This is a genomic window from Actinomadura sp. K4S16 (genome assembly GCF_008327685.1).
In the GTDB taxonomy this organism is placed as follows: domain Bacteria; phylum Actinomycetota; class Actinomycetes; order Streptosporangiales; family Streptosporangiaceae; genus Spirillospora.
Map to the genome: position 1 here is coordinate 19892 of NZ_BDDE01000034.1, position 20627 is coordinate 40518.

Here is a 20627-nt window from a genome sequence, read left to right on the forward strand (position 1 = left end):
GTGACATGACCCCCCGTGAGGAGACCGGCCGGCTCCGGACCGTGACCGGCACGATCGCGACGTCCGACATCACCGGTCCGGTGCTCTCCCACGAGCACCTCCAGCTCGATCTGCGCTGGCCGGCGCGGCCCCAGCTGGCCGCCTCCGACCCGAGCCGGTGGCTGGACGAGGAGAAGGCCGTCCAGCGCGAGCTGAACACGCTCCGCAAGGACCACGGGCTCGGCCTCGTCGTCGACCTCACCTGCTCGGGCATGGGCCGCAACGCCGCCGCGCTCGCCCGCATCAGCGCGGGCGCCCGGGTCGCCGTGGTGGCCGGGACGGGCGTGTTCACCGAGCCGTTCCACCCCCCGTTCGTCCGGGAGGTCCTCGCCCCCGGAACGGCGGTCCCCTTCGAGGGGACGAGCTCCCAGCCCACGGGGACCCCTCAGTACGAGGCGCGGGGGTCGATCCCTCAATCCGAGCCGCGTCGGTCTGGGGGGACGACCCCCCAGACCCCCCGGTACGACTCGCGTCATTCTGGGGGGACGACCCCCCAGGCCCCCCGGTACGACTCGCGTCATTCTGGGGGGACGACCCCCCAGGCCCCCCGGTACGACTATTCGGGGGGCCCGTCCGCCGTCGACCGCCTCGCCGAGCGCCTGCTGGCCGAGGTCGGCTTCGGCATGGACGGCACGAACTCGCTGCCCGGCGTCATCGGCGAGATCGGCACCTGGGGCGAGGCGCCGACCGAGACCGAGGAGCTGTGCCTGCGCGCCGCCGCCCAGGCCGCCCGCTACTCAGGGCTGTCGGTCGCGACCTACGGGCGGGCGGGCCTCGCGCAGCTGGAGATCCTGGCCTCCGCCGGGTTGGCGCCCGAGCGCGTCGCGGTGGGGCAGCAGGACCGGGTGGACGACCCGGCCCAGCACCGCAAGATCGCTGAGTTGGGCGGCTACGTCTCGTTCGGCACGCTCGGCCTCGCCGGGACGGACCCCGCCGCCCTCGGCGCCGGCGTCCGCCGCGTCATGGACCTGCTGGAGGCCGGGCACGCCGACCGGGTGCTGCTGAGCACCGGGGTCTCCCGGATGGCGCAGGTCGCCCGCTACGGCGGCGCCGGCTTCGGGTACCTCTTCGACACGTTCCTGCCCGCGCTGCGCGCCGCGGGCGCCGACGAGGCGACCCTCGGAGCGATCCTGCACGACAACCCGCTGCGGTGGCTCACGGGTTCCTGAGTGGGTAGGGGACACCCCGGAAGGGGGTATCCCCAATGCCCTGGAGCAGATCCGCGGGCGGAGGCGTCCGGCACGCGGGCACCGTCCGGCTCCCCTACACCGACCGCGCCGAGGCGGGCCGGGTGCTCGCCGCCCGCCTCGCCACGATGGGCCTCGAGGGGGCCGTGGTGCTCGCGCTGCCGCGCGGCGGCGTCCCCGTCGGGTACGAGGTCGCGCGGCGCCTCGAGGCCCCGCTCGACGTGCTGGTGACCCGCAAGATCGGATATCCGCGGCAGCCGGAGCTCGGCGTCGGGGCGATCGCCGAGGGCGGCTCCCCGGTGTTCGACGGCGGCCTGCTCGCCCGGCTCGGACTCCGCGCGGACGACCTGGCCCCCACCGTGGCGGCCGAGCGCGCCGAGCTGGACCGCAGGGTCGCGGCCTACCGGCACGGCCGCCCGCTGCCGCGGGTCGCCGGGCGCCCGGTGATCGTCGTGGACGACGGCCTCGCCACCGGCGGCACTGCCCGGGCCGCCGTGCGCGCGCTGCGCGAGCGGGGCCCGTCCCGGCTGGTCCTGGCGGTGCCCGTGGGCGCCGCCGAGACCGTCCGGAGCCTGGAGCCTGAGGTGGACGACGTGGTGGTGCCCGCGGCGCCCTCGGACTTCCGCGCCGTGGGGCAGTGGTACCGCGACTTCGACCAGCTCACCGACGCCGACGTGACGGCCTGGCTGGAGCACGCCGCGCGGCCGGGCGGCGAGGCCCCGGGCGGAGCCCCCGGAGCGGGCCGGGGGTGAGCTTCGCGGAACCGGGTCCGGAGTGAGCCGCCGGGTGCGCCGCGTGAATGGCGTCCCGCGGATTTTCCGGAACGTGGATTTCAAGAAAATGGCCACATCGGCGAGGCCGGTGCGGTAAAAGGCGCCGGCGGAATGCCGCGGTCCGATGTGACCGGGTCGTAACGCAGATGTGACGCAGTGCCCGGGCCCGGTCGTGATGGACCGGGCCCGGGCAACGCAAACGGCCCCGCGGAGCGGGGCCGTGACGTTTTAGGTGGCGTGCCGGGGATCGCGATGGGAGCGTTCTGGCGGCCTGTGCCTTCTCGTTCAGGCGGCGTTGGCGCGACGCATGCGGCGACGGCGCTCGGACGCGCGCTCGTCCTCGTTCAGGCCGCCCCACGTGCCGTACTTCTCGGGCCTGGACACCGCGTAGTCCAGGCAGTCCGTACGGACCGGGCAGCCCATGCAGATCTGCTTGGCCTTGCGCTCGCGGATCTCGCGCTCGGGCTGGCGCTCGCCGTCGGGGCCGAAGAAGAGGACGAGGTCTTCCCCCCGGCACGCCGCGGCGTCCTGCCAGCCCCAGCTGGGACGAGGGAGGTTTGCCTGCCGACGTACCTGAGCCATGGAACACCCACCTTGATTGGTTTCGAACAAAATCGGGACATGGACGCTCGACGTACTTCGGATGACAGAGTCAGAGAAGCGCCGAATGTTCCAACGTCTGGAGTTGCCGCTCTGTTCCCCGTCCGGTTACTCCGGAAACCTGGGGACGTGCGACAGGAGACCCTCGAATGGGGCCTCAGAGAGATTACACGAGGGCCGCCTCGTTGAGAAGGGTGAGTTCCCTAACAACGTAGGTTCTCTGGTTCTCCCCGCAGTCGGCCCCGCACGGGTCGGGCTGCTGGACGGCTTCGAGGACCACCCGGTAACGGCTCCGCCTCAAGAGAACGACGGCTTCGTACCGGGTTGTTCCTTGGATCGCCGTGACCGACACCACGGTCGCGTCGTCCACCCCGAGCCGGCCCGTGTGCACGCGGGCGAAGTGCTCCGCGGCCTGCGCGGTCTCGGGCGTCCCCGCCCGCCCGCGCAGCCTCGGCAGGAAGACCTCGCCGCGCAGGTAGGCGTCCGCCGCCGCGTTCGCCTCCGCTTCGCCGAGGTCGCCGTACAGGAATCCGTGGGGAAGACATACCAAATTCGCCGCAAATCGGTCACCGCCGACATGGGTGGTTTCCCAGATAAGGCGGTCGAAACGCGCTGCGAGAGAACGCGCGAGCGGGGCGCCGGTGCGAGCGCAGCAGGCGTTGCGGCGCCCGTGCGTGCAGACCAGCAGGACCGGCTCCGCCACCCGCTCCCCGAGGCCGGGGGACCGGCCCCCGGCGAGGGCGTCCAGGTCGAGCGCCGCCAGCTCGGCCGGATCGGCCAGCTCGCGCCCCTCGATCCAGACCTCGTCCCCGCGGGAGGAGGCGGCGTAGACCTGGAGCGGCGGGGTCGCGCGCCGGCGGCCCGGCCGGCGGATCAGCTGCGGCCGGACGCCCGCCTTCTTCGCGGCCCGGACGGCCTCGGCCACCGGGCCCGGGCCGGCGAGGTCCTCGACCCGCTCGGGCCAGGGGCCGGGATGCTCGATGAGCAGCCAGGCGCCCGCCTTCGCGGTCGCGGTCGCCAAGCACGGCCGCTCGCCGGTGTGGCTCCCCGGGCAGTGTCCGCAGCTTCTGCCGCGCGTCACGCGTTCCCCCCGCCGATCCTCGTCATCCCCGTCGATGTCGCCGGTCCGCGCCGAGCGATTAGGTAAGGGTAACCTAAGGGGCCACGGGCAAACCGGGCGGGGTCGCCAGCAGCGCCTCGGCCGCCGGAAGCGCGGCCTCCCGGTCGGCCGCCACGAGGCCGATCCGGGTGCGGCGGTCCAGGAGGTCCCCCGCGTCCAGGGCGCCCTCGTGCAGCACGCCCCAGGCCAGCTCCGCGCCGGTCACCGGCAGCCCGGGGACGACCGGCTCCAGCAGCGACGCGTCCTGCCTCCCCAGGGCGGCCAGCAGCGGCGCCTCGGTGCCGTACCGCTGGACGAGCCGGGTCGGCGCGTCCAGGGCGTCCAGGCGGGCGCGTGGAGCCGCGCCCACGAGGGGCAGACGCGCGGTCCGGCTGGGGCCGGCGGCCAGGCCGCGGGCGCGCACGGCCGCGTCCACGGCGTCCTCGGCCATGCGCCGGTAGGTGGTCAGCTTGCCGCCGACGATCGTGACGATCCCGTCCGGGGACGTCAGGACGGCGTGCCGGCGGGAGATGTCGGCGGTGTCGCCGCCGCGCCCGAGGTCCAGCAGCGGCCGCAGCCCGGCGTACGCGCCGATCACGTCGGCGCGCCGCACCGGGACGTCCACCGCCGAGTCCAGGACGTCGAGCAGGAAGCCGATCTCGCCCTCGGTCGGCTCCGGCACGTCCGGGACGGGCCCGTCCGCCGGCTCGTCGGTGAGGCCGACGTAGACGCGGCCGTCGCCCTGCGGCAGCACCAGCATGAACCGGTTGCTCTCGCCCGGGATGGGGACGTGCATCGCGGCGGTGAGCCCGCGCAGGGTCTCGGCCCGCAGCACCAGGTGGGTGCCGCGGGAGGGGCGCAGCCGCACCCCGTCCACCAGGCCGCCCGCCCACACCCCGGCCGCGTTCACCACCGCGCGCGCCCGCACGGTGATCTCCCGGCCGGTCGTCTCGTCCCGGACGAGCGCGCCGTCGCCGGCCAGCTCGACCGCGCGGCAGCGGGTGAGGATCCGGGCGCCGTGCCCGGCGGCGGTCCGGGCGAGCGCCGTGACGAGGCGGGCGTCGTCGGCGAGCTGGCCGTCCCACGACAGCAGCCCGCCGCGCAGGCCGTGGGGGCGCAGGGCGGGCGCGAGCCGGAGCGTCTCGACCGCCGACAGCCGGCGGGGGCCCGGCAGGACCGAGCGCGGGGTGCGGGCGGAGAGCCGCAGGAGGTCCCCGGCGCGCATGCCGCCCGCGGCCAGCAGCGCCTGCGAGCGGGACACCAGCGGCGTCAGCGGCAGCACGAACGGGAGCGCGCGCACCAGGTGCGGGGCGGTGCGCCGCATCAGCGTGCCGCGCTCGACCGCGCTCTCGTACGCGACGTCCACCTGCCCGGAGGCCAGGTAGCGCAGCCCGCCGTGGACGAGCTTGGAGCTCCACCGGGACGTGCCGAACGCCAGGTCGCGGGCGTCGATCGCCGCGACGGACAGGCCGCGCGACGCCGCTTCCAGCGCGGCGCCCGCCCCGGTGGCGCCGAGCCCGACGACCAGCACGTCCACCACCTCCCCGGGCAGTGCGGCGAGCTCGCGCTCCCGGCGCGCGGCGTTGAGCGAGGTCCGGGGGTCGGGTCCGGCTGCGTTCATGGCGCGAGCGTCCTTTCCAGGATGTGGCGGAGTTCGGCGTCGAGCGCGTCGGCGTCGACCTCGGGGTCCTGTGCGTCGATCATGATCTGCGCCGACAGCCCGAACGACTGGACGACCAGCAGCAGCGCGCGGGCCTGGCGGGCGGGATGGCCGGCGCGGATCGTGCCGTCCCGGTGGCCGGCGGCGACCGCCTCCTCGAACCACGCCAGGAAGGCGCGCTGGCTGGCGCCGCAGCGGTCCAGCAGGTAGGGCAGCAGCAGCTCGGGGTCGACCTCGATGATCTTGCGGAGCAGCGGGTGGTCGCGGAACGTCCGCACGCCGGTGACCAGGCCGTCCACCAGGCGGGGCCGGACGGGGCGGCCGTCGTCGGGGGGTTGCAGCGCGTCGCCGATCGCCGTCCACTCGCGGGTCATCAGGTCGGCGACGATGGTGCGGACGTCGGGCCAGCGCCGGTAGAGCGTCATGCGGGAGACGCCGGCCCGGCGCGCGATGTCGGTCAGCGTCGTGCGGCGCACCCCGACCGCGAGCACGCAGTCGCGCGCGGCGTCCAGCACGGTGTCGTCGGCGGTCCGCGCCGCCGTCCTGTTGTGACGATTCGACGTCATGTGTCACAGTGTAAGCCACCAGGAACCCGGGGCGGCGAGGGAGGCGGGCGTGGAGACGCGCGACATGCTGTGGAGCGGCTGGGGCGACCCGGCGAAGGCGGCGCCGCTGCCCGAGTCGATGGTCGGCCTGCTGCGCGACCTGCTCGGCGTGCGGCCCGCCGAGGCGCCGCCCGCCGACCTGACCGGCGTCAAGGTCGCCGCGCCCCGGCTCTCGGGGGACGACCTGACCGCGCTCGCCGCCGTCGTGGGCGACGGGAACGTCCGCGCCGACGCCGAGTCCCGGCTCCGGCACACCCGCGGGAAGTCCACGCCCGACCTGCTGCGCATCCGGGCGGGCGACGCCTCCGACGCTCCGGACGCGGTCGTCCTGCCCGGCACGCACGGCGAGGTGCTCGCCGTGCTGCGGGCGTGCGCCGCGCGGCGGATCGCGGTCGTCCCGTTCGGCGGCGGCACCTCGGTCGTCGGCGGGCTGGCGCCGCAGGGCGTCGACTCCTTCGTCGCCCTCGACCTGCGGCGCATGGACCGGCTGGTCGAGCTCGACGAGGTCTCCCGGACCGCCGTCCTGCAGCCGGGGCTGCGCGCCCCGGCGGCGGAGGCCCTGCTCAACGAGCGCGGCTACACGCTCGGGCACTTCCCGCAGTCCTACGAGTGGGCGTCGGTCGGCGGGTTCGCCGCGGCCCGCTCCAGCGGGCAGGCGTCGGCCGGGTACGGGCGGTTCGACGACATGGTCGTGGGCCTGACCGTGGCCGCCCCCGAGGGCGACCTCGACCTCGGACGCGCGCCGAAGTCGGCGGCCGGGCCGGACCTGCGCCAGCTCGTCCTCGGCTCGGAGGGCGCGCTCGGCGTGATCACCTCCGTGCGGGTGCGGGTGCACCCCGTCCCGGAGGCCCGGGAGTACGAGGGCTGGCGCTTCGCCTCCTTCGACCAGGGCGCCGCCGCGCTCCGGCGCCTCGCCCAGGACGGCCCCCTCCCCGCGGTCCTGCGCCTGTCGGACGAGACCGAGACCATGGTCGGGCTGGCCGATCCGGCGGCGATCGGCGGCGGGTCGTCCGCGGCCGGGGCGCTGGCCGTCCTCGGCTTCGAGGGAGCCCGCGGCCCGGTCGCCGACCGGCGGGCCGCGGCGGCGGAGGTGCTGCGCGGCGCCGGCGGCGAGCCGCTCGGCGCCGGGCCGGGGGAGAAGTGGGAGCACGGCCGCTTCAGCGCCCCCTACCTGCGCGACTCCCTCCTGGACGTCGGCGCGTTCGTCGAGACGCTGGAGACCGCCGCGTTCTGGTCGGACGTGCCCGCGCTGTACGAGGCCGTCCGGCAGGCCCTGATCGGGACGCTGTCGGGAGCCGGGACGCCGCCGCTGGTGATGTGCCACATCTCGCACGTGTACCCGGCCGGCGCGTCCCTCTACTTCACGGTCGTGTCCGCGCAGGGCGAGGACCCCGTCGACCACTGGGCCGCCGCGAAGCGCGCGGCCTGCGACGCGATCCTCGCCGCGGGCGGGACGATCAGCCATCATCACGGGGTGGGCACCGACCACCGCGACTGGTACGCCCGGGAGATCGGGCCGCTCGGCGCCGCGGTGCTGCGCGCCGTCAAGGACCGGGTCGATCCCGCCGGGATCCTCAACCCGGGGGTCCTGGTGCCCCCCGCGGGAAGGGAGTGAGCGCCGTGCGCGCGTTCACCGCGATCGTCAACCCGGCGGCGGGCGGGTCCGCGTCCGCCTCCTGCCTGATGCCGCTCGCCCGGCTGCTGCGCGAGGCGGGCGCCGAGGTCGACGTCGAGTACAGCCGCGGGATGGAGCACGCCGCCGACGTGGCCCGCGCCGCCGGCGAGGCCGGCCGCGTGGTGCTCGGCGTCGGCGGGGACGGCCTGGTCGGCTGCGTCGGCGGGGCCCTCGCCGGGACGGGCGCGCTGTTCGGGATCGTCCCCGCCGGCCGGGGCAACGACTTCGCGCGGCAGCTCGGCGTCCCGTCCGACCCGGAACGGCTCGCGCCGCTGCTGCTGGAGGGGGAGCCGCGCGAGGTCGACGCCATCGACGCCAACGGGACGGCCGTGCTCGGCAGCGTCTACGCGGGAGTGGACGCGGTAGCCAACGACAACGCCAACCGGACCCGGCTGCTGCGCGGCTCGGCCGCCTACTACGTCGGGGCGCTGCGCGCGATCGCCACGTGGCGGCACGCCGACTACCTGATCACGGTGGACGGCGAGGAGCACCGGCGGGAGGGCTACACCGTCGTCGCCGCCAACTCCGGCTACTACGGCTTCGGCAAGCACATCGCGCCGGACGCCCGCGTCGACGACGGGCTGCTGGACGTCGTGCTCATCCGCAAGGCGCCGAGGACGCTGTTCTTCTCGGTCATGCGGGAGCTGGAGGCCGGGACGCACGTCCGGCGGCCCGAGGTGGAGGTCCTGCGCGGCCGCGAGGTGCGCATCGAGCTCGCCGGCGGGACCGGCAGGACGCTCCCGTACGGCGCGGACGGGGAGCTGCCCGGGGTGCTTCCCGTCACCGCGCGGGTGCTGCCCGGCGCCCTGCGCGTCCTGGCGCCCTGACCGGCCGCGACGAGGATTTGGCCGCGTGTTTAGGGCGGTTTACGCGCCCATTACGGCTCTCCGGATAGTGTCGGTTACGTCCCGCTACGGGACCTTGGGGTTGTCTGTGGAGGCATCATGAGAAGGCGACTTTTCGCCGTTCTGGGGGGACTCATGATGACCGCAGGCCCCCTCGTCGCGGTGGCGCCGGCGTCCTTGGGGGTGGCGCCGGCGTCAACCGCGCTCGGCTGACGGTCTGTCGGCTTCCTGGCGTCGTGTCGGCTTGACGCCGAACCTGCCTCTGGAAAGGCTGTGAGGACCCCCTCACAGCCCGGAGGCATTCTGTGTCTGCCGAGGTCCCCCCCGGACCCGCCAACTCGCGCAGCTCGGAGGAGGGAGCCGGCTGGGCCTGCGGGAGGCCGGGCGGCTTCAACGAGCTGCTCCCGGCCCGCGTCCCCGACTTCTCCTGGCGCCGCCCCTCGGTGCTGTGGCGCTCGCGCAACGACGTGCTGGCGCGGCTGTTCGGCGACCCGACGAACGCGATCCGCCGCCGCTGCGTGGCGGCCCTGCGCGAACGGGGCACGCCGGCCGCGTTCACCGTGCACCGCCCGGCGCCCGAGTTCTCGTTCGCGCTGGTCGGCGACACGGGCGAGGGCGACCGCTCGCAGTACGCGGTGGTCCCGCCGCTGCTGCACGCCGCCGCGGGCACCGACTTCATGGTCATCGCCAGCGACGTGATCTACCCGACCGGCGACGCGGCGGACTACCCCGAGAAGTTCTTCCGCCCCTACAAGGACTACCCCGCCCCCATCTACGCCGTGCCCGGCAACCACGACTGGTACGACGGGCTGCGGGGCTTCCTGCACGTCTTCTGCGGCCTGGACGAGAACTGCTCGCCGCCGCCGTGGCGCGGCCCGCTCGCGTTCGTCCCGCGCACGCTGTGGCGCCACTCGGGGGAGGTCGACGCGGAGGCGCTCGCGGAGGCCCGCCGGCTGTACCGGGGCGCACCCGGCCAGCAGGCCGTGCAGCCCGGGCCGTACTGGGCGATCGACACCCCCTCGCTGCGCGTCATCGGCATCGACACCGGGATCACCGGCCGGCTCGACCGCGCCCAGGGCCGCTGGCTGCGCGAGGTGTCCGGTGGTCCGAAACCCAAGCTGCTGGTGACCGGAAAGCCGCTGTACGTGGACGACGAGCACCGTCCCGGGCCGATCGAGGGCGGCGGGACGGTCGACGAGATCGTCCAGGACCCGGCGCACCACTACGTGGCCGCGATCGGCGGCGACATCCACAACTACCAGCGCTACCCGGTGCGGACCGGCGACGGCCGGACCATCCAGTACATCGTCTCGGGCGGCGGCGGGGCCTTCATGCACGCCACGCACGTCATCCCGCGGACCCGGACGGTGGAGGAGGACGAGTTCCGCTGCTACCCGCTGCGCGGCGACTCCCTGTCGCGCTACAGCAAGCTGTACGGCCGGTGGCTGCGGATGCCGGGGCTCTTCGAGCTCACCCCGGAGGAGGCCACCGCCGCGGTCCAGCACCGACTCGGCATCAGGCCGGGGCGCGGGTACGACGGCCCCGCCCCATCCCGCCGCGCGCGCTTCGTCGCGGCCGTCCTCGGCGTTCCGCGCAGCGCCCGGGGCCGCCGCCGGCTCCTGCGGCTCCCCGTCCGGAGGATCCCGCAGCGGTTCCGTTCGGAGCTGGCCGACTGGGACCGGCCGCCGTTCTTCAAGAATTTCCTCCGCCTGGACGTGACGGAGTCGCAGTTGCGCATCCGTTGCTTCGCCGCGACGGGGTGCGGCGACCACGAGACGGCGCCGCCGTGCGAGGACGAGGTGACGATCCCGTTGCGCTAGCCCGAACGCTTTGGAGAATCCGCCAGTAATAGATGAAATCTAGGCGATCTTGCCTCGCGACGTGCCCCGATGCCGTTACAGTCGTGGCTCACCACACCGGTGAACGGTAACGGACGGTCGGCCGGAGAACGACCGCGTCCTTCAGGAGAGCTTCTCAAATGAGTCACCCCCAGCAGGGTCAGGGCCAGCAACAGCAGCAGGCGTACCAGGGCGGCTACTCGCCCGCCCCGGCACAGCAGCAGGCGCCCGCCGCCGTCGGCACCGGCCTCAACATGAGGCGCCGCAACCCCGTCGGCGCCTGGCTCGGCCTGCCGATCATCACCTTCGGCATCTACGGCCTCGTCTGGTTCTTCAAGGTCCACAACGAGCTGCACGAGTACGACCGCCGCATCGACAACGCCGCCACCAGCGCGCTGCTGTCCATGCTGTTCGGCGGCATCACCCTCGGGATCTGGCCCCTCGTCATGTGGGTCAAGCTCGGCGGGCGCATCGCCCAGGCCCAGCGCGCGGCCGGCCTCCAGCCGAGCTGCAGCGGCGGCATGGGCTTCCTGCTCGGCATCTTCGGCTTCGGCGTGCTGTACTACCAGCTCCAGCTGAACAAGGTCACCGACCGCTACGGCGACACCCCGGCCGGCCAGCAAGTCTCGCTCGCCGCGTAGTCATCGCATTTCTCTCCTCCTTCGGGCCTGACGGCCCTCCATCGTCGAGAAATGCGGGCGATCGCTGGCATCGCTCCGGCTCGCCTTGGCGGCTCGCTGCGCGATCAGGTTCTCGCAAGCTCGAACCTGCCTTCGGACGCGATCGCAAGGGTGAGGCCGGCGCCGGCTGAGCTTCAAACGCTGCGAGAGCAGCGGGCCGCGGCCCTGGCCTGCTGAATCGATTCGCGCTGGACCCCTCCGTGATCCCTCACGGAGGGGTCTTCGTCGTGGTGCGGGAGGCGGGTTTGTCGGTGGGCGGGGTCAGAATGGGCGCGTGAGGATCGCGGTTGCGGCCGGGGCGGGGGGCGGGGGCTCGCTGCGGGCGGTCGCCGAGGACGGGGCGCCCGCGGGGCCCGTCCAGGACGTCCCCGATCTGGTCTCGGCGGTCGCCGAGCGGGAGCGCGACGGCGCGCCGCGGTGGGTGTGGCCGTCCACGGCGCGGCTCTACCCCCGGCTGCTGGAGGCGGGGGTGCGGGTTTCGCGCTGCCATGACCTCGAACTGGTCGAGAACCTGCTGCTCGGCCATGCCGGGCGGTACGGGGAGCCGCGCTCGGTCCGGGCGGCGTGGGCGCGGCTGCGCGGCGAGCCCGTCCCGGCCGACCCGCCGCCGTCCCGGGAGGCGTCGGCGCAGCCGTCGCTGTTCGACGACGACGCCGGGCGCAAGGAGGCCGCGGACGACCTCGGCCAGATCGTCGCGGTGCACGCCGAGCAGCAGCGCGCCATCGCCGGGCTCGACGGGTTCGCGCTGCTCGCGGCGGCGGAGTCGGCAGGGTCGCTGGTGGCCGCCGAGATGGGCCACGACGGGCTGCCCTGGTCGGCCGCCGAGCACGACGCGCTGCTCACCGAGCTGCTCGGCCCGCGCCCCTCGGGCGGCCTGCGGCCCCGCAGGCTGCAGGACCTCGCCGACCGCATCAGCGCCGCGTTCGGGCCGCGCGTGCACGTCAACCCCGACTCCCCGGCGCAGATCCTGCGGGCGTTCGCCTCGGCGGGGCTGCCGATCCCCTCCACCCGTGCGCACGTCCTCAAACAGCTCGACCACCCCGCCGTCCCGCTGCTGCTGGAGTACAAGGAGCTGTCGCGGCTGCACGCCGCGCACGGCTGGGCGTGGCTCGACACGTGGGTGAGCGGCGGCCGGTTCCGTCCCGAGTACGTCGTCGGGGGCGTGGTGTCCGGGCGGTGGGCGACGAGCGGCGGCGGGGCCCTGCAGATCCCGCGCGTACTGCGCAAGGCCGTCGTCGCCGACCCGGGCTGGGCCCTGGTCGTGGCCGACGCGGCGCAGCTCGAACCCCGCGTGCTGGCGGCGCTCGCCGGAGACCGCGCGTTCGCCGAGGCCGCCGCGCACGGCGACCTCTACGCGGCCCTGTCCGACGCCTTCCAGGACGACGCCGACGGCGGGCGCACCGCGCGCGACAAGGCCAAGATCGCCCTGCTGTCCGCCATGTACGGGGGAGGGACGGCCGACGCGGTGCAGCTCCTCGGCGTCCTGCGGAGCCGGTTCCCGCAGGCGTTCGAGTACGTGGAGGCCGCCGCGCGGGCGGGGGAGCGCGGCCGGCTCGTCCGGTCCCGGCTCGGCCGCACGTGCCCGCCGCCGTCGGCCGGGTGGCGCGAGCTGACCTCGGCGGGCGACGACGACGCCCCGGGCCCCCGGCAGGGGACGGCGGCCCAGGCGCTGCGCGGCCGGGGCCGCTTCACCCGCAACTTCGTCGTCCAGGCCACCGCCGCCGACTGGGCGCTCGCGCTCCTGGGCTCCCTGCGCCGCCGCCTGACCGCCCTCGGCTCGCCCCGCCTGGTGTTCTTCCAGCACGACGAGGTCATCGTGCACGGCCCCGCCGAGCTGGCCGACGAGGTCGCCGCCGCCGTGCGCGCCGCGGCGGAGGAGGCCCGCGGCCTGCTGTTCGGCGACACCCCGGTCGTCTTCCCGATGGAGATCGCCGTCGTCGACCGCTACGCCGACGCCAAGTGAGCGGCCAGCGCGCGGATCGTGTTGGCGGCGGCGAACGCGTGCCCCCGGGCGTTCAGATGCAACTGGTCGCCGCAGTAGATGCCCGGGTCGGCGGCGACCGGGTGCCCGTGCGGATTGTCGACGTGGCAGGCGCCGTGCTCGGCCGCGACCTCGGCGGTGAGCTCGGCCAGCCGCCGCGTCCGCGCCGAGATGACCTCCCGGTAGCGGGACGGGCCGAGCCCGGCGGCCGTGATGTCCAGCAGCCCGATCGTGACGACGTCGGCGCCCGCCGCGCGGAACGCCGAGACCATCGCGGCCAGCTCGCGGCGCACTCCGTCCGCGTCGAAGTCGGGGCGGAGCATGTCGTTGCCCCCGGCCACCACGAACGCCAGGTCGGGCCGGAACGCCAGGGCCGGCCGGAGCTGCTCGGCCGCCACCTGCGCGGCGACGAGGTTCCGGCGCCCGAGGTTCAGCGCGGTGAACCCGGGGTCGACCGCGCCGAGCGCCTCCTCGACGCGGTCGGTCCACGACAGGTCGCGGTAGCCGGGGACGGGCTCGCGGACGCCTTCGGCGACGCTGTCGCCGATCGTCACCATCCGCCTCCACGGGGCGTCGGCCAGCAGCGCGGTTGCGTCGGCGGCCGGCAGCACGGAGGGGGCGGTCCACTCGGTCGGAAGCGTCTCGGTCACGGTGTCCTCCTTCAGGGCTTCGCCGGGCGCGCGGCGAGGAGCAGGCCGACGGCGGCCGCGCCCGCGGCGGCGATCGTGCAGAACAGGTAGACGGACGTGTAGTCGCCGGGCGCCGCCCGCTCCGGCAGCAGCGCGGCGAGGACGGCGATGCCGAGCGCGCCGCCGAGCTGCCGCGCCGTGGTGTTGAGCCCGGTGGCGCCCGCGAACCGCAGCGGGCCGGCCGACAGCGCGGCGCCCGTGGCGGTGCCGGTGGTCATCATCCCCATCCCCGTCCCGACCACGAGGCCGAGCGGGAGCCAGAACGTCAGGAAGTGCGGCTCGGCGGGCAGGGCCGCGACGGCCCAGACCCCGCACCCGACCATGATCAGCGCGCCGCCCGTCACGGCGGGGCGGACGCCGAGGCGCGCGGTGAGCCGTCCCGTCGCGATCGCCGCCGCGGTGGCGGTGAACGCGCCGGGCGTCGAGGCGAACCCCGCCTTCACGATCGAGTAGTGCCACTCGGTCGTCAGGTAGAGCACGCCGACGAGCAGCCACGCGTACAGGGCCGTCCCGTACAGGAACGAGGCGGCGTTCGCGGCGGCGAACCGGTGGTTGCGCCACAGCGAGATCTCCAGCGCGGGCACCGGATGCCGCGCCGACCGCCACAGCGCGAGGGCGGCCAGGACGGCGCCGCCGAGCAGCAGGGCGAGCGTCCGGGCGTCGGTCCAGGCCCAGTCCCGGCTCTGCGTCACGCCGAGCGCGACGCCGCCCACGCCGGCGGCGAGCAGCACCGTCCCGGCGAGGTCGGGCAGCCGTCCCGCGCCGCCCTCGGCCCGGGGGAGGCGGCGGCCGCCGAGCAGCATCGCCAGCCCGATCGGCACGTTGATGACGAACAGGGACCGCCAGCCGGACAGGTCGACGAGCACCCCGCCGAGGCCCGGGCCGATCGCGGCGGCGAACGCGCCCGCCGCGCTCCACAGCCCGATGCTGCGGGCGCGCCGCTCGGGGGGCGTGTCGTGCAGCAGCAGCGCGAGGGAGGCGGGGATCAGGGCCGCCGCGGCGGCGCCCTGCGCGGCGCGCGTCGCCAGCAGGACGGGCACGTTCGGCGCGACCGCGCACGCCAGCGACGCCAGCGTGAACAGCCCGGTGCCCCACAGGTACAGCGACCGCCGCCCGACCAGGTCGGCGAACCGGCCGGCGGGGGCGAGCAGCGCCGCGAACAGCACCGCGTACAGGGTGATCACCCAGGTCAGGCCGGAAAGCGTGCTGCCCGGGAAGTCGGCGTGCAGGTCGGCGACGGCCAGGTTGGCGGCGGTCGCGTCGAGCATGGCCAGGAACGTCGCCCCGGCGGCGAGCCAGGGGACGTCCCGCCGCGCGGCCGGCCCCGGCGGCGCGCCGGTCCCGGTGGTGCTGGTCCCGGTGGTGCTGGTCCCGGTCGGCTCGGTCTCGGTGGTCATGGGCGGACCTCTCCAGAAAAATAAACGAACGGTCGTACACTCTTCTGGTCGAGGGGTTCGCGTCAAGGGGTTCGCCGCATTGACTTTGAACGAACGGTCGTGCAGATTAATCGGCGTGACCATCGACGGACGGCTTCTCAAGGGAGAGCAGACGCGCGGCACGATCCTGTCCCGCGCCGCCGACATCGCCTCGGCCGAGGGACTGGAGGGCCTGTCGATCGGCCGGCTCGCCACCGAGCTGCGGATCAGCAAGAGCGGCGTGTTCACCCACTTCGGCTCCAAGGAGGAGCTCCAGCTGGCGACCGTCCGCAAGGCGGTCGAGGTGTTCCGCGCGCACGTGACCGAACCCGCGCTCGCGGTGCCCGAGGGGCTCGGCCGCGTCCGCGCGCTCCTGGAGGCCTGGCAGCGCTACCAGCGCGAGCCCGTCTTCCCCGGCGGGTGCTTCTTCCACTCCACGATGGCCGAGTTCGACGCCCGGCCCGGCCGCGTCCGCGACGCGATCGCGGCCTCGCAGCTCGACTGGCGCGCCTTCGTGGAGCGCTGCCTCCGCGAGGCGCGCGAGCTCGGCGAGATCGACGCGGCGACCGACGTCCCGCAGCTCGCCTTCGAGCTGGACGCCCTCTGCCGCACGGGCGCCGCGCAGGCGCTGCTCCACGACGACCCGTCCCTTTACGACCGCGCCGCCCATGCCGTGAACACGCGGCTGGCCGCCGTCACCGCCGCCTGACGGCCCTCACGGAGGCTGCGTTCGGCCCGAGACCGTGTAGGACTGCCGGGTGTTCAGCACCTCGACGTCGGTGAACGACGTCTGGAGGTAGGCGCTGGTGATGCTCGTCAGCTCCTCGGGGGAAAGGACGTCCTCGATGGACGCGAAGCCGTGCGGCGCCCGCTCGGCGACGAGGCGCAGGACGCGCTCGGCGGGCATCTCCCGGCAGGCCAGCACGACGGCGTTGGCCGCCTCCCGGCGCTCCTTCTCGTAGCCGAGGAGCCCCTCCGGCGGGCTCGCGGCGGTGGCCAGCTCGTACGCCAGGACCCGGGCGTCGAGCACCGCCTGGGAGCCGCCGTTGGAGCCGATGGGGTACATCGGGTGGGCGGCGTCGCCGAGCAGCGTGACCCGTCCGAACGTCCAGCGGTCGACGGGCTCCCGGTCGACCATCGGGTACTCCAGGATCTGCTCCGCGCCGGAGAGCAGCGCGGGGACGTCGAGCCAGTCGAACCGCCAGTCGGCGAAGTGGGGGAGCACGTCCTCCAGTCGGCCGGTCCGGTTCCAGTCCGCGGCGCCGCCCCGCGGGTCGCCCGGGACCCGCACCTCGGCGACCCAGTTCAGCAGCGCCCTGCCCCGGCGCTCGGCGCGCATGGAGATCGGGTAGACCACCATCTTGGCGGCGGCGTTGCTGCCCGCGACGACCAGGGTCCGCCCGGTCAGGATCGGCTCCGCCTCGGTGAGGCCGCGCCACATCCGGATCCCGTTCCACAACGGCGCGCCCTCGTCCGGGTACAGCTGCGCCCGGACGGCGGAGTGCAGGCCGTCCGCGCCGACCAGCGCGTCCGCCGAGAACGGCTCGGCGGTGCCGGACGCGCGGTCCAGGAGGCGGGCCCGGACCCTGTCGCCGTCCTGCTCGAACCCCTCGAAGAGGGTCCCGGTGCGGACGGCCCCCTCACCGAGCCGCGCCAGCACGGTGTCGAGCAGCAGCATCTGGAGCTCGCCGCGGTGGATCGAGTACTGCGGCCAGGCGTACCCCAGCGCGCGGCCGCGGGGGTCCCCCCAGATCCGGCCCCCGTACCGGTCGAAGTGCACCATCTCGGCGGTGGGGATCGCGAGTTCGGCCAGCGCGTCGCCGAGGCCCAGCTCGGTGAGCTCGCGGACGGCGTGGGGGAGCAGGTTGATGCCGACGCCGAGCGGCCGCAGCCGGACGGCGGAGTCGACGACGAGTGCCTCGATGCCCGCCTGGTGCAGGCTTAACGCGGTGGTGAGCCCGCCGATCCCGGCTCCGACGATGAGTACGCGCATCACTTCCCCTTACTTGTCCAGTCGGGTCGCCGACGCGGCGGGCGCCGCGCCCGGCACCTTGGCGCCGCCCCGCACGAGCCGTCCCACCTCGGCCCGGAGCCGGACGAACTCCGGAAGCCCCCGGGTCTCGATCTGGTCGCGCTCGGACGGCAGGTCCACCGGCAGGTCGGCGTGCACCCGGGCGGGGGACCGGTTGAGCACGACGACCCGGTCGCCGACGTAGACGCTCTCGTCGATGTCGTGGGTGACCAGCAGGATCGTCATCTTCTGGGTCCGGTGCACCTGCAGGACGAGGTCCTCCAGGTCCTCGCGCGTCTGCGCGTCGACGGACCCGAACGGCTCGTCCATCAGCATCAGGGAGGGCCGGTAGGCGAGGGCCCGAGCGATCGAGACGCGCTGCTGCATGCCGCCCGACAGCTGCCACGGGTACTTGCGGCCCGCGTCCGGCAGCCCCACCGACTCCAGCGCCTCCTGCGCCGCCGCGCGCCGCTCCTGGCGCGACTTGCCGCGCCGGCGCAGCGGCAGCGCCACGTTGTCGCGGACGGTCAGCCAGGGGAACAGCGAGCGGCTGTAGTCCTGGAACACCACGGCGAGGTCGCCGGGGACCCCGTCGATCGCCGACCCGTGCAGCGTCAGCGTCCCGCCGGTCGGGCGGATCAGCCCGGCGATGCAGCGCAGCAGGGTGGACTTGCCGCAGCCGGACGGGCCCACGATGCTGACCAGCTCGCCGTCCGGGACGCGGAGGTCCAGGCCGTCGAGGGCCAGGTGCCCGTCGGCGTAGGAGTGGGTGAGGCCGGTTATCTCCAGCATCGCGGCCGCCTTTTCTGTGTGTGCGTCATGAGCGCCGTCGGTCGGAATCTCATCGGTCGGGGGACTGGTCGGTAGGGGGACTGGTCGGTAAGGGACATCGTCAGTCTTGGAGCCGCCGCGCGCCGGCGTGCCAGGCCAGCAGCCGCCGCTCCAGGAGCAGGAACACGGTGTTGAACAGGAGGCCGAGGATGCCCAGCATCACGATCCCCGCCCACATCCGCGGCAGCTCGAAGGAGCGCTGCGCGCCGATCAGCTCGGAGCCGATGCCCGCGGTGCTGCCGAACAGCTCCGACAGGACCATCAGGATCAGCGCGAACGACAGCGCGACGCGCAGCCCCGCGAAGATCTTGGGCGCCGCCGCGGGCAGGACGACGGTCACGAGCGTGCGGACTCGGCCGAGGCCGAACACCCGGGCCGTGTCCAGGTGCAGGGGGTCCACGGCGCGGACGCCGTCGCAGGCGTTGAGCAGCACCGGCCAGACGACGCCGAACGCGATCGTCACGATCTGCATCGTCGCGCCGAGATGGAACACCATGATGAAGAACGGCACCAGCGTGGGCGGCGGCACCGCGCGCAGGAACTCCAGCACCGGGTTCAGCAGGTCGAACAGGGTCCGCGAGCGCCCGATCGCCGTCCCGAGCACGACGCCGGCGGCGCCCGCGGCGGCCCATCCGGTGAACAGGTGGGCGAGGCTGGTGGAGAAGTCGTCGAGCGCCTTGCCGGAGAAGAACAGGTGGCTCGCCGGGCCGGAGAACCACAGCTCGTGCAGCGCGGTCAGGATCGTCGTGGGCGGCGGGAAGTAGGTCTCGTCCACGGCCCTGGTGACGAGCTCCCACAGCACCGCGACGAGCGCGACCAGCCAGGCGCGTTCGGCGAACCCTCGCACCGCGCCCGCGGCCCTGCCGCCCGCCCCCGCCGCGCGGACGTCCCCGCCCGCCGCCCGCCTCGGCTCGGTCTTCACGCGACCCCCTCGACCCGGGCGCCGTGCCAGCGGAACGCGAGCCGCTCCAGCCCGCGCAGGCCCGTGTTCACCGCCAGGCCGAGCGCGCCGGCCCAGCAGGCCCCGGCCAGCAGCAGGTCGCTGTTGCCGCCCCCGGACTGGGTCTCGCTCAGGTAGATGCCGATGCCGTCGACCCCGCCGGCGAACAGCTCGGTGCTGATCACGACGATGAGCGCGACGGACGCGGCGATCCGGACGCCGGTCGCGATGAACGGGGCGGCGCTCGGCAGCGACACCCGCCACAGCACCGACAGCGGCCCGAACCCGAAGCCGCGGAGGGTGTCCTTGGCCAGCGGGTCGACGTCGCGCAGCGCGTACAGGGTATTGATGAGGATCGGCCAGAGGCAGGCGTAGAAGACCAGCGACATCTCCACCCGCGTCGGGTCCGCGAACACGATGATGGCGAGCGGGATGAGCGCGACCGACGGGATGGGGCGCAGCAGCTCGACCAGGGCGCGCGCGGCCGTGCCGAGGAACGGCACCGAGCCGAGCAGGACCCCGAGCGGGACCGCCGCGAGCACCGCCAGCACGAGCCCGCCGGACCACGCCTTGAGGGTGGCCGCCACGTCCACGAGGAACTCCCGGTCGACCGCCAGCCGCCCGGCCTCCCGGGCGACGGCGGACGCCGGAGGGAGCGCGGTCGCGTCCACGAGGCCGCCGCGGCTCAGGGCCTCGACGGCGGCGGCCGTGCCCACCGCCCCGGCGGCGCCGAGAAGGACGCGGCGGTACCTCATGGAGCGGGCGCGACGAACGACGCGGCGTCGATCTTCTTGTCCACGTACTGGAACCGCTGCATGAGGTCGGCCACGCGCTGCAGCGCGGCGGTGTCGACCGACGTCGGGTACGTCCCGTAGCTCATGCCGGCGGCCACCTCGGCGTTGATGCCCTTGGCGTAGGTCGGCAGGATGCTCTGCACGAGCTTGCGGTCGCCCGCGGCCATTCCCTGCGCCTTCTGGAGCGCCCGCTGGAACGCGGCGACCGTCTTCGGGTTCTCCTTCACGAACTTCTCGGTGGCGGCGTAGCCGGCGATCGGCAGCCCGTCCGTCTCGCCGGTGGACAGGTCGGCGACCAGGCGGGCGCCCATCGACGTCCGCATCTGGGTGCCGAACGGCTCGATCGCCTGGACGGCGTCCACGCTCCCCGACTTCAGCGCCTGCTCCATGGCGGGCGGCGCGATCTCCACGAAGTTCCTGTCCTCGTCGAAGGTCACGCCCTGGGGCTGCGCCGCAGCGCGGACCAGCATCGTGCTGACGTTGCGCTTGGTGTTGACGCCGATCTTCTTCCCCGCCAGATCCTTGATCGTCCGGTAGGGGGAGTCGCCGCGCACCATCAGGGTGTGGGTCTTGGACGCGCTGCGGAACCCGTCCGCGACGATCCTGGGCTTGAAGCCGGGGTCCTTGGTCCCGGCGGTGAGCAGCGAGACGTAGTTGCCGAAGCTGAAGTCGAGCCGACCGCTCTTCAGCAGCGGGACGCCGGCGGCGCCGCCCTGGATGACCTGGGTCTTCACGGTGAGGCCCTCGGCCTTGAACAGTCCCTTGGAAAGGGCGATCTGGACGGGCGCGGTGTCGGCGACCGTCATGGTGCCGAGCCTCACCTCGGACTGCTCAAGGCCGTTGGCCGACTTCTTGCCGCCGGATCCGCCGCAGGCGGATCCGGACACGAGCGCGATGGCGAGCACACCCGCGAGGGCCGCTCGGGGACGGGAAGCAGACATAGGAATGCTCCATGCGCGGGGGGA

Annotated in this window: 19 protein-coding genes; 8 read left to right on the forward strand and 11 right to left on the reverse strand. The window is 74.5% G+C overall.

Features of this window, described 5'->3' with window-relative positions:
• Window positions 1-5: 5 nt before the first annotated feature.
• Window positions 6-1208 (forward strand): phosphotriesterase, encoded by a 1203-nt coding sequence (locus K4S16_RS43560; protein WP_149264998.1) that lies wholly within the window; start codon window positions 6-8, stop codon window positions 1206-1208.
• Between the two features lie 35 nt (window positions 1209-1243).
• Window positions 1244-1978: a phosphoribosyltransferase gene (locus tag K4S16_RS43565; RefSeq protein ID WP_149264999.1), complete on the forward strand. Its 735-nt coding sequence runs from the start codon at window positions 1244-1246 to the stop codon at window positions 1976-1978.
• Between the two features lie 306 nt (window positions 1979-2284).
• On the opposite strand, the gene K4S16_RS43570 is transcribed toward K4S16_RS43565, so the two are convergent.
• From K4S16_RS43570 to K4S16_RS43585, 4 genes are all read right to left on the reverse strand, one after another.
• A complete protein-coding gene (locus tag K4S16_RS43570) occupies window positions 2285-2581 on the reverse strand; it encodes a WhiB family transcriptional regulator (RefSeq protein WP_075901375.1) in 297 nt (98 codons plus the stop codon).
• A 184-nt stretch (window positions 2582-2765) separates the two neighbouring features.
• Window positions 2766-3620 (reverse strand): sucrase ferredoxin, encoded by an 855-nt coding sequence (locus tag K4S16_RS43575; protein WP_235037453.1) that lies wholly within the window; start codon window positions 3618-3620, stop codon window positions 2766-2768.
• A 133-nt stretch (window positions 3621-3753) separates the two neighbouring features.
• The gene (locus tag K4S16_RS43580) at window positions 3754-5319 is read right to left on the reverse strand and encodes a glycerol-3-phosphate dehydrogenase/oxidase (protein ID WP_149265001.1); all 1566 of its coding nucleotides are present in this window, start codon (window positions 5317-5319) and stop codon (window positions 3754-3756) included.
• Window positions 5316-5924 (reverse strand): TetR/AcrR family transcriptional regulator, encoded by a 609-nt coding sequence (locus K4S16_RS43585; RefSeq protein ID WP_149265002.1) that lies wholly within the window; start codon window positions 5922-5924, stop codon window positions 5316-5318. Before K4S16_RS43585 ends, K4S16_RS43580 begins: the two co-directional genes overlap by 4 nt.
• Before the next feature lie 64 nt (window positions 5925-5988).
• Between K4S16_RS43585 and K4S16_RS43590 the strand changes: the two genes are divergently transcribed.
• From K4S16_RS43590 to K4S16_RS43610, 5 genes are all read left to right on the forward strand, one after another.
• On the forward strand, window positions 5989-7578 hold the full coding sequence (locus K4S16_RS43590; protein ID WP_149265045.1) for an FAD-binding oxidoreductase: 1590 nt from the start codon (window positions 5989-5991) through the stop codon (window positions 7576-7578).
• Between the two features lie 5 nt (window positions 7579-7583).
• Window positions 7584-8465 carry a diacylglycerol kinase family protein gene (locus K4S16_RS43595; RefSeq protein ID WP_149265003.1) on the forward strand — a complete coding sequence of 294 codons (882 nt, stop codon included), beginning with the start codon at window positions 7584-7586 and terminating at the stop codon, window positions 8463-8465.
• 323 nt (window positions 8466-8788) lie between these two features.
• Window positions 8789-10303 carry a metallophosphoesterase gene (locus K4S16_RS43600; protein ID WP_149265004.1) on the forward strand — a complete coding sequence of 505 codons (1515 nt, stop codon included), beginning with the start codon at window positions 8789-8791 and terminating at the stop codon, window positions 10301-10303.
• A gap of 158 nt (window positions 10304-10461) precedes the next feature.
• Complete coding sequence (locus K4S16_RS43605; protein WP_149265005.1) at window positions 10462-10962, forward strand: DUF4234 domain-containing protein; 501 nt, start codon at window positions 10462-10464, stop codon at window positions 10960-10962.
• 313 nt (window positions 10963-11275) lie between these two features.
• Entirely contained in the window at window positions 11276-12964 is a 1689-nt protein-coding gene (locus K4S16_RS43610; RefSeq protein ID WP_149265006.1) for a bifunctional 3'-5' exonuclease/DNA polymerase, read from the forward strand.
• Here K4S16_RS43610 and K4S16_RS43615 read toward each other — a convergent pair.
• Window positions 12946-13632 carry an SGNH/GDSL hydrolase family protein gene (locus tag K4S16_RS43615; protein ID WP_235037454.1) on the reverse strand — a complete coding sequence of 229 codons (687 nt, stop codon included), beginning with the start codon at window positions 13630-13632 and terminating at the stop codon, window positions 12946-12948. The two genes, K4S16_RS43610 and K4S16_RS43615, sit on opposite strands and share 19 nt — an antisense overlap.
• Window positions 13633-13643: 11 nt before the next feature.
• Entirely contained in the window at window positions 13644-15068 is a 1425-nt protein-coding gene (locus K4S16_RS43620) for an MFS transporter (RefSeq protein ID WP_160161240.1), read from the reverse strand.
• Window positions 15069-15183: 115 nt separating this feature from the next.
• Here K4S16_RS43620 and K4S16_RS43625 point away from each other — a divergent pair, with 115 nt between their 5' ends.
• On the forward strand, window positions 15184-15795 hold the full coding sequence (locus K4S16_RS43625; RefSeq protein WP_235037455.1) for a TetR/AcrR family transcriptional regulator: 612 nt from the start codon (window positions 15184-15186) through the stop codon (window positions 15793-15795).
• 6 nt (window positions 15796-15801) lie between these two features.
• On the opposite strand, the gene K4S16_RS43630 is transcribed toward K4S16_RS43625, so the two are convergent.
• From K4S16_RS43630 to K4S16_RS43650, 5 genes are all read right to left on the reverse strand, one after another.
• Window positions 15802-17079, reverse strand: coding sequence for a flavin-dependent oxidoreductase (locus K4S16_RS43630; protein ID WP_149265009.1), 1278 nt, complete (start codon window positions 17077-17079; stop codon window positions 15802-15804).
• A 9-nt stretch (window positions 17080-17088) separates the two neighbouring features.
• Window positions 17089-17889 (reverse strand): ABC transporter ATP-binding protein, encoded by an 801-nt coding sequence (locus K4S16_RS43635; protein WP_149265010.1) that lies wholly within the window; start codon window positions 17887-17889, stop codon window positions 17089-17091.
• A gap of 100 nt (window positions 17890-17989) precedes the next feature.
• Window positions 17990-18850 (reverse strand): ABC transporter permease, encoded by an 861-nt coding sequence (locus tag K4S16_RS43640; RefSeq protein WP_235037456.1) that lies wholly within the window; start codon window positions 18848-18850, stop codon window positions 17990-17992.
• Complete coding sequence (locus tag K4S16_RS43645; RefSeq protein ID WP_149265011.1) at window positions 18847-19623, reverse strand: ABC transporter permease; 777 nt, start codon at window positions 19621-19623, stop codon at window positions 18847-18849. Before K4S16_RS43645 ends, K4S16_RS43640 begins: the two co-directional genes overlap by 4 nt.
• A complete protein-coding gene (locus tag K4S16_RS43650) occupies window positions 19620-20603 on the reverse strand; it encodes an ABC transporter substrate-binding protein (protein WP_149265012.1) in 984 nt (327 codons plus the stop codon). Before K4S16_RS43650 ends, K4S16_RS43645 begins: the two co-directional genes overlap by 4 nt.
• Window positions 20604-20627 lie beyond the last annotated feature (24 nt).